The organism is Streptomyces odontomachicola, assembly GCF_039605595.1.
Taxonomy (GTDB): domain Bacteria; phylum Actinomycetota; class Actinomycetes; order Streptomycetales; family Streptomycetaceae; genus Streptomyces.
The window spans coordinates 220922-233438 of sequence record NZ_JBCFOK010000005.1; the positions used below are offsets into that span (position 1 = coordinate 220922).

Consider the following 12517-nt stretch of genomic DNA (forward strand, 5'->3'; position numbering starts at 1 on the left):
CGTCACCGTCCGGCGGACGGTGTGGGAGGCGGGAGGTGAGGGGGTGGTGGCGAGTCTTCGGGCAACGCGGCGGCCCCCGGTAAGGATTCGCCGCCCGGCAACGGGGCCGTGTCCGGGGCCGGTTGGGTGCTGGGCAGGGGTTCGGGGCGAGCTTCGGGACCCGTCGGGTCGGCCGCGTCCGGGGGCTGGGCGACCTGCGCGCCCGCGCCCCGCGCATACGCCTCGGCCGCCACCGCGCGGAACTCCCGCACCGTGTCCGCCCACCGGTACCGCTCCGCGCGCCGCCGCGCCGCCTCGCCCATCGCCTCTCTCCGCGGAGCCGACAGCGCGAGCGTGCACCAGTGGGCGGCGAACGCGCTGTCCCCGCCCGCCAGCAGACCGGTCACGCCGTGCTCAACGGAGTCCCGCAGCCCCGGGATGTCGAAGCCCACGGCCGGGGTGCCGCGCGCCGCCGCCTCGGTCACGACCAGGCCCCAGCCCTCCACCAGCGACGGGTGCAGGAGCAGCCATGCGCGGCACAGCAGCCGGTGCTTCTCGGCCTCGCCGATGTGCCCGGTGAACACCGTGTCCGGGCCCGCCATGCGCTCAAGCCGCGCACGTTCCGGGCCGTCGCCGACGATCACCAGCCGCCCGCCGGTGACCGGGCGCACCCGCTCCCACAGCCGCAGGAGCAGATCCATCCGCTTGTACTCCACGAGCCGCCCCATCGCCAGGAACAGCGGCTCGGGCTCCGGCGGCAGCAGCGGGCCCGGCTCCTCGACCCCGTTGTGCACGATGCGGATCTCGCCGCCGGGCACGCCGAGTTGGCGCAGCGCGCCGGCCGTCGAGGGGGAGACGGCCACCTTCAGGTTGCCGCGGTGCCCGCCGGCCAGCGCCCAGTGCTCCAGGCGGCGGCCGAGCCGGGCTGCGGGCGCCGGATAGCGCAGCCGCCACAGGTCGGTGTGTACGTGGTTGACGAAGCACAGCGTGGGCCCGCTGTGCCACAGGGGTGCCAGGTACGGCATGCCGTTGCACACCTCGACGAGCAGGTCGCAGTCCCCGACCTGGCGCGCGAACGTCCGGCGCGCGCGCAGGAAGTGGGCCGCGTCGCCGCCCGCCGAGACCACCCGGTAGTCGCGGTACGCGGCCGGGCCGCCGCACACCAGGGTCACCTGGTGGCCGAGCGCGGTGAGCCCGCAGGCGATCCTGTCGATCAGCAGCTCCGAGCCGCCGGCCGCCGGATTGTCCAGGTCGCGGCGCGCGAGGAAGACGATACGGCGCGGCGGCCCCGGGTCCTGCGCCGCGCGGCGCCCGGCCACGGCGGCGGCCTCGTGGCCGCCGTGCCGGAAGAGCAGTGAGGGCGGAACCTGCTGGGGCATCGGTGCTCCAACTCGTTCATGGTGCGGTACGGGCGGTACGGGCACATCCATCGAGCGGGGCGGGGCGACGGGGCGGGCGGTGCGGAGCAGTGCGGGCTGGTGGAGCGGTCCTCTCGGTGCGGAGCATCGCTCTCCGTTCGGAGCGGTGCTCTTGGTGCGGGGGCGGTGCTCTTCGTGCGGAGCGGTGCTCTTGGTGCGGGGCGGTGCTCTCCGTTCGGAGCAGTGCTCTTCGTGCGGATCAGCGCTCTCCGGTCGGAGCGGTGCTCGCGCGGGCCTGGCGGAGTGGCCGTCGGGCCCGGCGGGTGGATGGCTCAGTGTTCGCCGGGCCCGTGGGGAGGGCTACTCACCGGGGTGACAATTTCCGCCCGGTTTCAGGCTGACGCGGCATCACATCTCACGCGGCTGGCGTACCCACCGTACGAGCAGCACCGCTCCGGCCAGCGTCAGCACGCCCCCCGCGATCACCGCGACGAGCGGCGCCGTGGTGCCCACCAGCCGCACCTTGCGGTTGTCGGCCTTCGCCAGCCTCACCGCCTCGCGCTGCGTCGCGTCGTCGAAGGCGAGCCTGTCGCTCTGGAGCAGCGTCACCTTGTCGGCCTTGCCGCCCGGCGCCCGGAGCGTGACCTTCAGCCCCGTCGCCGCGTACAGGATCCGTCCGGTGACCCGGTCCACGACGAACTCCAGCCCGGAGTTGGCGTACCACTCCTCGGCCTGCACCTGCCCTGTGCGCTTCTTGTCCACCAGCACCGCGGGCACCTGCCGGGTCCCCATCCTGGTCGGCGCGACCGTCGCGGTGAACCGCATCCCCTCGTAGCCCTTGATCTTCTGCCGCCCCGTGTAGCGCACGGGGACGGTCTTGCCGAGCGTGCTGTCCCACCAGATGTAGGTGCGTTCCCGCACGTCGAAGGGCCATTTCAGGTACGCCTCGCCGCTGGTGTCCGCGGGGCGCAGCCCGCAGCACTGCACCGGCAGGTTGGTCTTCCTGTCCGTCACCCAGCGCTCCAGATCCCACTGGAAGGACCGGCGCGGATCGTGGAACTTCCTGGTGGCCGGGTTGTCCACGGCCTGCGACACGTCGTAGACCGCGCGCCCGCTCCGCTCGCCCGCCGCCACGTTCCCCAGCACCCGGCGGGTGATGGAGAGCCCCTCGGTCTCCCTCGTCCGCAGCTTCTCCTGGTCGAAGTACTTGCCGCTGCCGGTGAACACCGATGTGAGGTTCACATCCAGCGGATTGCGCTTGCCGTGCGGTTCGACGTACCAGACCAGCATCGGTGCGAGGACCAGCAGGAAGACCCCGAGCCCCAGCAGGGTCAGGGGGAGCGGAGCGGATCTACGGCGCATGCGGGCACTCCAGGGGTGAAGTGGTGCGACGTACGGCGGGAGGTGCGGCGGAGGAGGGGGCGGTCCCGGCGCCCGGGAGTCCGGATTCCGGCGTTCCGGCCGGCGCGGCGCGGGCCGGGACCGGCACGCGCGGGTGCGGTCGTGCGGCGTACCGCCGCGGCGGCTCCGTGCGGAGGCGAAACCGTAGGCCGCGCCTTGACACGCCGTCAATGGTTCCCGACACTCGCAGCGCACGGCGGAGTGGGCCCGGGGGCGGGCCGGTGCGCACCTATCCAGAGAGGTCGCCGCGCCATGCACAGACTCCTCGCAGCCGCGCTCACCTGTGTCGTCGCCGCGGGCCTCGCGGTCGCCGCCGCCATGGGCATCGTCGCCGCGCTGAACGCCACACCGGAGCAGCCGAACGTTCCGCTCGTGCGCTTCAACACCTCGCCGTCCCCCGCCCCTTCGCCCTCCGCATCCACCACGGCCCCGGCCTCTCCGGGCGCCTCGGCCTCCCCTTCCGCCTCGCCGTCCTCGTCCGGTACGCCGTCGCCGCCGGCCAACGAGCCCTCGGCGCCCGGGCCTTCCGCTTCTCCCGTACCGGCGGAGCGCTGAGCCATGGCGACGGCCGAACCCTCGGAACGCCGGCACGGGCGCAAGCGCGCACGGCAGCGCCGGGAGGAGCGCCGCCCTCCGTTACGCGCCCAGGGCTCGGCTTGGGAGGACGTACCGCCGCTGCGGATCAAGCAGTTCACCGAGCGCGCGCTGTCCGAGGTGCCGGTGCTGGCCGAGGACATCCTGCGCGCCATACGCGAGGAGTACCCGAAACTCCCGCTGGTGCCCGACGAGTCCGGTGAGCCGATGGCGCTGGTCGGCATACGCCGCGCGCTGGAGCACTTCGTCACGCATCTGGCCGATGACGCCGGGGCTCCGCACCAACCGCCGCGCGTCTTCCAGGAGTTCGGCAGGGGAGAGGGGCTGCACGGGCGCAGCCTCGACTCGCTCCAGGCCGTCTACCGGCTCGGCATCCGGCTCGCCTGGCGCCGCCTCGCCGAGATCGGCACGGCCGTCGAGATCCCGCCGCCCGCGATGTACGAACTCGCCGAGTCCGGCTTCCAATACCTGGACGGGCTGGTCGACGAGACCGTACGCGGATACGCCGAGGCCGCAGCGCGCCAGGCGGGCGAACGGCTGCGCCTGCAGCGCCGCTTGCTCGACCTGCTGCTCGCCGAGCCCGTGCGTGAGCCCGTACGGGACCGAGGTTCGGGGGCCGCGGCGCGCGGCAGGGCGCGCGGCGGGGCCCGCCCGGCGCGGCAGCGCGAGCGCGTGAGCGGCGACCCCGCCGGCCTGCTCGCCGACGGCGCGGCCCGGATCGGCTGGCCGGTCCCGCGCACGGTCGCCGTCGCGGTGCTGCTCCGGCCCGCGCGCTCCGCCGTGCCGCCCGCCGTCGGCGACGACGTGCTGCTCGACATGGACTGCGAGCGGCCCCGCATGGTGGTGCCGGAGCCGGACACGCCGGGCCGCGCCGACCTGCTGCGCCGGGCCACCGCGGGGTGGCAGGGCGCGATGGGCCCGCCGGTGCCGCTGCACCACGCGGTCACCTCGCTGCGCTGGGCGCAGTCCGCCGTGGACCTGATCGAGCGCGGGCTGCTGCCGGGCGGAGAGCTGCTGCTGTGCACCGAGCACACCGAGGCGCTGGTGCTGCTCCCGCCCGAGGAGCTGATCGGCGGACTGGCGCGGCGGCGCCTGGACCCGTTGAACGGCTGCGGGCCCACCCACCGCAGGCGCCTCGCCGAGACCCTGCTGGCCTGGCTGGAGACCCGCGGCGGCGCGCCGGAGGTCGCGGGCAGGCTGGGCGTGCACCCGCAGACCGTCCGCTACCGGCTCCGGCAGATCAGGGAGCGCTGGGGCGACGCCATCGACGACCCCGACGTCCGCTTCGAACTGGAGCTGGTCCTCCGCGCGATGCGGCTGCGCGGCGAACTGGGGTGAGGGCCGGGGGAGTTCGCGCCGGGGCCGATCAGCCGTGGCCCGTACGGCGGGGTGCCGTCGGAGGTCCCATACGCCGGGTCCCGTCACCGGACTCCGTACGCCCGCGGCCTCAGCTCTCCGGTATGTCCTCGCCCAGCATCCGCTTGAGGAGATCGCGCAGCACGGCGCGCTCGGCGGTGGTGAGTCCGGCCAGCGGCTCGCGTGCGAAGTCGAGGCCGGCGCGGAGCCTGCCCGCCAGCGCCTGGCCCTCCTCGGTGGCCGCCGCCAGCTTCACCCTGCGGTCGGCCGGATCGGGGCGGCGCTCGGCCAGGCCGCGGGCCTCCAGCCGGTCCACGATACCGGTGACGTTGGACGGCTCGCACTTGAGCTGCTCGGCGGCCTTCCGCATGGGGGTGGGCTCGCGCGCGAGCATCGAGAGCACCCGGGCCTGCGCGCCGGTGAGGGCGTGCTCGGCCGCGGCGAGCTCGTATTCCTCGTGATAGCGCGCGACGACCGTGCCGATGAGGTCGACGACCTCGCGGGTGAGGGCGTCCTCCCGCCGGGTACGCGGAGCTGTGCTCTCTGCGCTTCTGCCTGCGCTGCCTGCCATGACACCCAGGATACCTCTTTGCTTGACAACATGAAATATCCAGGAGCATGGTTGTTTCAGTTCCTGAAGCTTATCGGAGGTGGCTCCCCCATGACCTCGCCCGACGCCGCAGCTCTCCCCGACGGCCTGCCCTCCAAGGGCCGCGAATGGCACCTCGTCTCCCGCCCGCAGGGCTGGCCGGCCCCCGAGGACTTCGCGCTGCGCGAGCGCCCCGTGGCCGACCCGGCCCAGGGCCAGATCCTCGTGCGGAACGAGCACATCTCCGTAGACCCCTACATGCGCGGCCGTATGAACGACGTGAAGTCCTACGTCCCGCCCTTCCAGCTCGACGAGCCCATGGAGGGCGCGGCCGTCGGCGTCGTGGTGGCCTCGCAGGCCGAGGGCTTCGCGCCGGGCGACCACGTGATGCACATGAGCGGCTGGCGTGAGTACGCCACGCTGGACGCCGCCGACGTCACCAAGGTCGACCCCCAGCTCGCCCCGCTCTCCGCGTATCTGGGCGTCCTCGGCATGCCCGGCCTCACCGCGTATGCGGGCCTCCTGGAGGTCGCCTCCTTCCAGAAGGGCGACGTGGTCTTCGTGTCCGGCGCCGCGGGGGCCGTCGGCAGCCAGGTCGGCCAGATCGCCAAGCTCAAGGGCGCCGCCAAGGTCATCGGCAGCGCGGGCTCGGACGAGAAGGTCCGCGTCCTGAAGGAGGAGTACGGCTTCGACGAGGCCTTCAACTACAAGGCGGGCCCCGTCGCCGAGCAGCTCAAGCAGGCCGCGCCTGAGGGCATCGACGTCTACTTCGACAATGTCGGCGGCGAGCACCTGGAGGCCGCGATCGGCGCCCTGCACGTGCACGGCCGGGTCACGGTCTGCGGCATGATCTCGATGTACAACTCCACCGAGCCGCCCGCCGCCCCCCGCAACCTGATGCAGGTCGTCGGCAAGCGGCTGCGCATCCAGGGCATGCTCGTGCGCGATCACGGAGCGCTGCAGCCGCAGTTCTTCCAGGAGGTCTCCTCCTGGATCCGCTCCGGCGACCTGAAGTACCGCGAGACCGTCGTGCACGGCATCGAGCACACCGTCGACGCCTTCCTCGGCATGCTCCGCGGGGAGAACACCGGAAAGATGGTCGTCACCCTCGGTGAGTGACCGGCCGCGAGCGGACCAGCGCCCGGAGCCGTGCGATGCCCGTCGTACGAGGTCCGTGCGCAGTCCGCGTGCTGGACCGCACGCAGGGCGCCCGCACCTCTGGCAGTAAGCTCGGCACCGGCCGCCCGGTCTTGGGCGCGAGACCGCGGCCATGCCACCGAACAGGAGGATTCATGTCCACCCAGTCCGTTGACGTCAAGTACACCGCCGTCGCCACCGCCGAGAACGGCCGTGACGGCCGGGTCGCCACCGACGACGGCAAGCTCGACGTCGTGGTCAACCCGCCCAAGGAGATGGGCGGCAGCGGTGCGGGCACCAACCCCGAGCAGCTCTTCGCCGCCGGTTACAGCGCCTGCTTCCAGGGCGCCCTCGGCGTCGTCGCCCGCAAGGAGGGCGCCGACGTCTCCGGCTCCACCGTGACCGCCAAGGTCGGCATCGGCAGCACCCCGGAGGGCGGCTTCGGCCTGACCGTCGCCATCGAGGCCAAGATCCCGAACGTGGACGCGGCCACCGCCACCTCCCTCGTGGAGAAGGCGCACCAGGTCTGCCCGTACTCCAACGCCACCCGCGGCAACATCGAGGTCACCGTCTCGGCGGCCTGATCACCGCGCACCGCGAGGGGCCGCCCCGGCACACCGCCGGGACGGCCCCTCGTCCGTTTCCGGGCCGTCCGTTCACGGCCCGCGCATCCGCCGAAGTCAGCGCGTGCCGAAGGACAGGACCGTCGCCGAGCGGTACGTCTGCCCGGGCCGCAGCACCGTGGAGGGGAAGGCGGGCTGGTTCGGCGAGTCGGGGAAGTGCTGGGTCTCCAGGCAGAAGCCGTCGCCCTGCCGGTAGGTGCGCCCCGAGGTCCCCGCCGCCGTGCCGTCCAGCACGTTCCCGGTGTAGAACTGCACGCCCGGCTCGGTCGTCGCCATCCGCATCACGCGCCCCGACTCCGGCTCGGTGACCGTCACGAAGTGCTCGGGCCGCCGCGAAACGCCCTTGTCCAGCACGAAGTTGTGGTCGACGCCCTTGCCGTACAGCATCTGCCGGTGCGGTACGCGGATGTCCCGCCCGATCGCCTTGGCGCGGCGGAAGTCGAAGGGCGTCCCGGCGACGCGGGCCAGCTCACCGGTGGGGATCAGGGTCTTGTCGACGGGCGTGTAGCGGGAGGCGGCGAGCTGCAGCACATGCCCGTACACATCGCCGCTGCCCTCCCCGGCGAGGTTGAAGTAGGTGTGGTTGGTGAGGTTCACGACCGTGGGCCTGCTGGTCGTGGCCCGGTAGTGGATGCGCAGGTCCCCCGCGGGCGTGAGCGTGTAGCCGACCCGTACATCGAGCCTGCCCGGGTAGCCCATCTCCCCGTCGGCGCTGACATGGCGCAGCCGCAGGCCCATGTCGTGGCCGTCCGCGAAGGGTTCGACCTCCCACACCCGCCGGTCGAAGCCCTTGTCCCCGCCGTGCAGGCTGTTCGGGCCGTCGTTGAGGGGGAGTTGGTACGCGGTCCCGTCCAGCGTGAAGCGGCCCTTGGCGATGCGGTTGCCGTAGCGGCCGATCAAGGCGCCGAAGTGGGAGGGGTCGGCCACATACGAGTCCAGGTCGCCGAAGCCGAGCGAGATGTTGGCCGCGCGCCCGTACCGGTCGGGCACCTCCAGCGTCTGTATCGCCCCGCCGAAGCTGATCACGCCGAGCCGGGTGCCGCCGTTGGCGAGGGTCCAGCGGTGCACGGCCGTGCCGTCGGACAGCGTGCCGAAGTGCTCCCGCTCCGGCTCCTGCCGGCCCCCGCGCTGCCGGCTCCCGCCCCGACCGAGGCTCCCGCCGCCCGCGGCCTGAGCCGTGCCGCCCGCTCCCAGGGCGCCGGCCGCCCCGGCGGCCCCCGCTGCCGCCAGCACTGTGCGTCTTCTTGCGTTCATGGTGGCTTCGTATCCCTTCTGTTCGGGACTGTTGAAGCCAACTCTGGCGCAGCGCCGCCCGGTTGACACCCCTCGTGCGGAACTTATGGGGTTCGGGGCCGCAGCCGGTGCGCGGAGCCGCAGCCGGAACGCGGGGGCAGCCGGGCCTCAGGGCCGCAGCAGCACCTTGCCCACGCCCTGGTCGCCCGAGGCGGCCAGCGCCATCGCCGCGCCGAACTCCTCCAGGCCCAGCTCGTGGGTGATCAGCGCGCCGGGCGTCAGCAGCCCCCCGGTGAAGGCGCGCACCGCGTACCCCCAGGAGGCGGGCGAGGCCCCGGCCACCGCGCTCACCGTGAGCTGCCGCTCCACCAGCGACGCCGGGTCGAGCCCGCGCGCGCCGGGTCCCGGGCGCCCGGCGAGCACCAGCCGCCCGCCCCCGCGCACCAGCGCGCACGCCTCGGCCGCGCTCGTGGGCGCCCCGGCGGCCTCCACCACCACGTCGTACTCCGCGCCGCGCGCCTCGCCCGGCGCCCGCACCGCCGAGGCGCCCAGGTCCAGGGCCGGTTCGGCGCGGCGTACGCGGGGATCCGTCACCAGGAGTTCGCCGGGCGAGTACGCGGCGAGGAGCTGCACCGCGAGCAGGCCCGTGGTGTCCGCGCCGACCACGGCCGTCCGCGCGCCGGGAACGGGCCCTGCGGCCAGCACCGCGGCGGCCGCCACCGCAGCGGGCTCCAGCAGCGCGGCCGCCCTCAAGTCCGCGTCGTCCGGCAGCAGATGGAGCAGCCGCTCCGGCACGACCACGGCGTCGGCGAAGCCCCCGGCCCGCGCGCCGTACGCGCTCGTGGCGCCGGGCCCCGTGCCGCCCGCGCCCGCGTTCTCGCACAGCGCGGGCAGCCCCTCGCCGCACCGCTCGCAGTGCAGGCAGGCCGCCGGGCTCTCCGCCACCGCGCGCCGCCCCACAAGACCGGGGTCGCCGCCCTCGCCCACGGCGTCGATCACACCGGCCCATTCGCGCCCCGGCAGCACCGGATAGCGCACCCGGTCAGGGGGCAGCGCGCCCTCGTACACCGCCCGGTCGCCCTCGCTGATCCCCGCCGCCGACACGGCGATCCGCACCTCGCCTGGGCCCGGGTTCGCGCGCGGCCCGCTGATCAGGCGGTACGACCCCGGCGCGTCGACCACGACGGCCCGTGCGCGGAGCGGGCCCGGCCTTCCGGGCGCCCGGGGGGACGACGTCGTGTGCACGGCAGCTCCCTTCCGCGTGCCACCCGCGGTGCGATGGATTCCGCTTTCTCACCTGACTCTTGCGGTCCCACCCGTTTCCCCGCGCCTCAACCGGCTGCGACGGGGTTCAGCTCCAAGGGAATTCTGCCGCCGCGCACCCCTCCGGATCGACCCCGGTACCGAGGATCGGCCTGGGGTGTCACGGGGTGGCGCGAAACCGCCGCCGCGCGTACGGGGCCGCGCCGTCGGCCCCGCCGGAGGCCCGCTCAGCGCCGGGCCGTGATCCGCTCGTACGCGATCTCCGCCAGCTTCCGCTGCCCCTCCTGGCTCGGATGGAACCAGTCCCAGCGGCTCAACTCCGCGGTGGTGAAGCGGTAGCCGAAGACCGCCCCGCCGTCATACCGGCAGCGCTCATGCCTGCCGCACTCCTCCTGGAGCACCCGGTTGTACGCCATGACCCGCTGCTGCACCTGGGCCCTGCGCTGCTGGTCTGCGGGGTCCTCGGAGCGTGCGTCGCGCAGCATCGAGGGGCAGATGCCGAGGTCCCACATCTGCACGGCGCGCGGGTTGGACCGGCCCTGCTCCCACAGCCGCAGCAGGTTCGGCACGCTCGCCACGTACACCCGCGTCCGCGGCCGCTCCTTCCAGAGCGTGCCCAGCGCCTTGCGGAAGTCCTCGCGGTACGCCTCCACCGAGGTCATCTCTCCGACCGTGGGGCGGCACGCGTCGTTGGCGCCGCTCAGCACCGTCACCAGATCCGGGTTCCGCCGCGCGGCGCGCTCCACCTGTCCGGGGAGGTCCGCCATCACGGCGCCGCTCACCGCGTGGTTCCAGCCGCGCCCCGCGGGGTCGTCCAGGAGCCGCTGCGCCAGGCTCCGCACGCCGCGCTGCGTACCGGTGGCCCAGGAGGCGCGGGTGCAGTCCGAGAGCAGCGAACAGGCGTCGAAACCCCGGGTGATGGAGTCCCCGACGGCGGCGAGGGAGGACGTGCCGCCGGCCCAGCCCGCCGCCCGCGAGGGCGAGGGCGAGGCGGACGGGGGAGCGGAGGGGGCCGAGGGGCGCGCGGTGCCCGGTGTGCGCTGCCCGCCCTCGCCGCCGCTTCCGGTGCCCGCGCCGCCGGGCCCCGAGGGGTCCCCGCACGCGGCGGCGAGCCCGATGCCCCCGGCGATCACCGCGAGGACCGAGCCGGCGACGGCGGCACGCATCCGCCAAGTACCCGTACGCGGACGGCCGTTGTGTGCGGCCCCGCCGTTCCCGTCCTGCTCACGGTGCGTGTGGCGCATGCCGACCCCCGGGGTGTCCTGCGCGGTCCCGTGCCCCGTGTGCCCGGCGGCGTCCCCCGCGCATCGGGCGGTCCCTCACCCGCCGCCTGCCGGTGCACGATAGCTTTGCCCCGTGGCTCGCGGAGCTACGGGGGCGCATTGCAACGTCAAAATATTACATCGCGTCATTTCATGTCCCTTTCGGGGAGAATTGATCGCCGTGGTGTTTACTGTTCGTAACCTCGGCCGCTGACAGTGAAGTGACCGGTGGTGCAGGATGTCAGGTGCCACAGCGGCGTCTGACCGGCAGTCAGGCGAGGCGTCGCTGCCGAGCGCGGCCCTCGAACCGCACTGGAGGTCCCGGTGACGACACGTGGAGTTCTGTACGTGCACTCCGCGCCCCGCGCGCTGTGCCCGCACGTCGAATGGGCCGTGGCGGGAGTCCTCGGCGCCCGCGTCAGCCTCGACTGGATCAGACAGCCCGCCTCACCCGGCACCTGGCGCGCCGAGTTCTCCTGGCAGGGCGACCCCGGTACGGCGTCCAAGCTGGCCTCCGCGCTGCGCGGCTGGCACCTGCTGCGCTTCGAGGTGACGGCCGAGCCCTGCCCCTCGGCCGAGGGCGAGCGCTACAGCTCCACGCCCGAGCTGGGCATCTTCCACGCCGTCACCGGCATGCACGGCGACATCCTGATCCCCGAGGACCGGCTGCGCGCCGCGCTCGGCCGCGCCTCGCGCGGCGAGAGCGACCTCCAGGCGGAGCTGTCCCGGCTGCTCGGCAAGCCCTGGGACGACGAGCTGGAGCCCTTCAGGTACGCGGGCGAGGGCGCGCCGGTGCGATGGCTGCACCAGGTGGTCTGAGCGCCGTACGGTTCCGGCATGGCTGACCGAACCTCAATTGCCGTGCTCGGCACGGGAATCATGGGCGCGGCGATGGCACGCAACCTCTGCCGCGCCGGCCTCGACGTCCGCGTCTGGAACCGCACCCGCGCCAAGGCCGAGCCGCTCGGCACCGACGGCGCCCGCGTGACCGGCACCCCCGCCGAGGCGGTGGAGGGCGCGGACGTGGTGCTCACGATGCTGTACGACGGGCCCACCACGCTGGAGACCATGCGCGAGGCGGCGCCCGGGCTCGGCTCGGGCACGACCTGGATGCAGGCCGGCACGGCGGGGGTCGAGGGACTGCCCCCGCTCCAGCGGTTCGCCGAGGAGCACGGCCTGACCTTCGTGGACGCGCCGGTGCTCGGCACACGCCAGCCCGCCGAGAACGGGCAGCTCGTGGTGCTGGCCTCAGGACCCGGCGAGGCGCACACCGTGCTGGAGCCGGTGTTCGACGCGATCGCCTCGCGCACGGTGTGGGTGGACGGGACGCCGGGCGCGGCCAGCCGCCTCAAGCTCGTGTGCAATAGCTGGGTGCTGGCCGTCACGCACGGGACGGCCGAGGCGATGGCGCTCGCCGAGGGCCTGGGCGTCGACCCGCAAAACTTCCTGGAGGCCGTCGCCGGCGGCGCCCTCGACATGGGCTACCTCCAGCTCAAGGCCGCCGCCATCAGGTCGCGCGACTTCACGCCGAGCTTCGCCGTGGACACAGCCGAGAAGGACTCCCGGCTGATCGTCGAGGCGGGCCGGGCCGCCGGGGTGCGGATGGACATCGCCGCCGCCGGGGCCGAGCGCTTCCGGCGCGCCTCCCGACAGGGCCACGGGGACGAGGACATGGCCGCCTCGTACTACGCGGGCTTCGACCGGGACGACACCGGGGACTGA

General features: G+C 74.0%; 12 protein-coding genes. 6 read left to right on the forward strand and 6 right to left on the reverse strand.

Annotated features, from left to right (window positions below):
- Positions 1 to 2: 2 nt before the first annotated feature.
- Both ABEE00_RS11045 and pgfA read right to left on the reverse strand, forming a co-directional pair.
- A complete protein-coding gene (locus ABEE00_RS11045) occupies positions 3 to 1358 on the reverse strand; it encodes a glycosyltransferase family 4 protein (RefSeq protein ID WP_345745168.1) in 1356 nt (451 codons plus the stop codon).
- A 387-nt stretch (positions 1359 to 1745) separates the two neighbouring features.
- Positions 1746 to 2699 carry a cell envelope lipid trafficking protein PgfA gene (gene pgfA, locus ABEE00_RS11050; protein WP_345745169.1) on the reverse strand — a complete coding sequence of 318 codons (954 nt, stop codon included), beginning with the start codon at positions 2697 to 2699 and terminating at the stop codon, positions 1746 to 1748.
- Between the two features lie 291 nt (positions 2700 to 2990).
- On the opposite strand from pgfA, the gene ABEE00_RS11055 reads away from it, so the two are divergent.
- Entirely contained in the window at positions 2991 to 3293 is a 303-nt protein-coding gene (locus ABEE00_RS11055; protein WP_345745450.1) for a hypothetical protein, read from the forward strand.
- A gap of 3 nt (positions 3294 to 3296) precedes the next feature.
- A complete protein-coding gene (locus tag ABEE00_RS11060; RefSeq protein ID WP_345745170.1) occupies positions 3297 to 4670 on the forward strand; it encodes a PucR-like N-terminal domain-containing protein in 1374 nt (457 codons plus the stop codon).
- Between the two features lie 109 nt (positions 4671 to 4779).
- Here ABEE00_RS11060 and ABEE00_RS11065 read toward each other — a convergent pair whose 3' ends face one another.
- Positions 4780 to 5259: a MarR family winged helix-turn-helix transcriptional regulator gene (locus ABEE00_RS11065; RefSeq protein WP_345745171.1), complete on the reverse strand. Its 480-nt coding sequence runs from the start codon at positions 5257 to 5259 to the stop codon at positions 4780 to 4782.
- A gap of 90 nt (positions 5260 to 5349) precedes the next feature.
- On the opposite strand from ABEE00_RS11065, the gene ABEE00_RS11070 reads away from it, so the two are divergent.
- Together ABEE00_RS11070 and ABEE00_RS11075 are read left to right on the forward strand one after the other, a co-directional pair.
- Positions 5350 to 6396, forward strand: coding sequence for an NADP-dependent oxidoreductase (locus tag ABEE00_RS11070; RefSeq protein ID WP_345745172.1), 1047 nt, complete (start codon positions 5350 to 5352; stop codon positions 6394 to 6396).
- Between the two features lie 173 nt (positions 6397 to 6569).
- Positions 6570 to 6998 (forward strand): organic hydroperoxide resistance protein, encoded by a 429-nt coding sequence (locus ABEE00_RS11075; RefSeq protein ID WP_345745173.1) that lies wholly within the window; start codon positions 6570 to 6572, stop codon positions 6996 to 6998.
- Positions 6999 to 7094: 96 nt separating this feature from the next.
- Here ABEE00_RS11075 and ABEE00_RS11080 read toward each other — a convergent pair whose 3' ends face one another.
- The 3 genes from ABEE00_RS11080 to ABEE00_RS11090 all read right to left on the reverse strand — a co-directional run bounded on the left by ABEE00_RS11080 (position 7095) and on the right by ABEE00_RS11090 (position 10699).
- On the reverse strand, positions 7095 to 8291 hold the full coding sequence (locus ABEE00_RS11080; protein ID WP_345745174.1) for an aldose epimerase family protein: 1197 nt from the start codon (positions 8289 to 8291) through the stop codon (positions 7095 to 7097).
- A 147-nt stretch (positions 8292 to 8438) separates the two neighbouring features.
- Positions 8439 to 9515: a zinc-dependent alcohol dehydrogenase gene (locus ABEE00_RS11085; RefSeq protein ID WP_345745175.1), complete on the reverse strand. Its 1077-nt coding sequence runs from the start codon at positions 9513 to 9515 to the stop codon at positions 8439 to 8441.
- A 245-nt stretch (positions 9516 to 9760) separates the two neighbouring features.
- Positions 9761 to 10699, reverse strand: coding sequence for an SGNH/GDSL hydrolase family protein (locus ABEE00_RS11090; protein ID WP_345745176.1), 939 nt, complete (start codon positions 10697 to 10699; stop codon positions 9761 to 9763).
- 420 nt (positions 10700 to 11119) lie between these two features.
- On the opposite strand from ABEE00_RS11090, the gene ABEE00_RS11095 reads away from it, so the two are divergent.
- Positions 11120 to 11614: a DUF3145 domain-containing protein gene (locus ABEE00_RS11095; protein WP_345745177.1), complete on the forward strand. Its 495-nt coding sequence runs from the start codon at positions 11120 to 11122 to the stop codon at positions 11612 to 11614.
- Positions 11615 to 11632: 18 nt separating this feature from the next.
- Positions 11633 to 12517 carry an NAD(P)-dependent oxidoreductase gene (locus tag ABEE00_RS11100; RefSeq protein WP_345745178.1) on the forward strand — a complete coding sequence of 295 codons (885 nt, stop codon included), beginning with the start codon at positions 11633 to 11635 and terminating at the stop codon, positions 12515 to 12517.

What these genes read in the sequence shown, in the direction of transcription:
- ABEE00_RS11075 (WP_345745173.1), top strand. Translation starts at nt 6,570, where the DNA reads ATGTCCACCCAGTCCGTTGACGTCAAGTACACCGCCGTCGCCACCGCC.
- ABEE00_RS11070 (WP_345745172.1), top strand. Translation starts at nt 5,350, where the DNA reads ATGACCTCGCCCGACGCCGCAGCTCTCCCCGACGGCCTGCCCTCCAAG.
- ABEE00_RS11065 (WP_345745171.1), bottom strand. Translation starts at nt 5,259, where the DNA reads ATGGCAGGCAGCGCAGGCAGAAGCGCAGAGAGCACAGCTCCGCGTACC.
- ABEE00_RS11080 (WP_345745174.1), bottom strand. Translation starts at nt 8,291, where the DNA reads ATGAACGCAAGAAGACGCACAGTGCTGGCGGCAGCGGGGGCCGCCGGG.
- ABEE00_RS11090 (WP_345745176.1), bottom strand. Translation starts at nt 10,699, where the DNA reads ATGCGTGCCGCCGTCGCCGGCTCGGTCCTCGCGGTGATCGCCGGGGGC.
- ABEE00_RS11045 (WP_345745168.1), bottom strand. Translation starts at nt 1,358, where the DNA reads ATGCCCCAGCAGGTTCCGCCCTCACTGCTCTTCCGGCACGGCGGCCAC.
- ABEE00_RS11055 (WP_345745450.1), top strand. Translation starts at nt 2,991, where the DNA reads ATGCACAGACTCCTCGCAGCCGCGCTCACCTGTGTCGTCGCCGCGGGC.
- ABEE00_RS11100 (WP_345745178.1), top strand. Translation starts at nt 11,633, where the DNA reads ATGGCTGACCGAACCTCAATTGCCGTGCTCGGCACGGGAATCATGGGC.
- pgfA (WP_345745169.1), bottom strand. Translation starts at nt 2,699, where the DNA reads ATGCGCCGTAGATCCGCTCCGCTCCCCCTGACCCTGCTGGGGCTCGGG.
- ABEE00_RS11060 (WP_345745170.1), top strand. Translation starts at nt 3,297, where the DNA reads ATGGCGACGGCCGAACCCTCGGAACGCCGGCACGGGCGCAAGCGCGCA.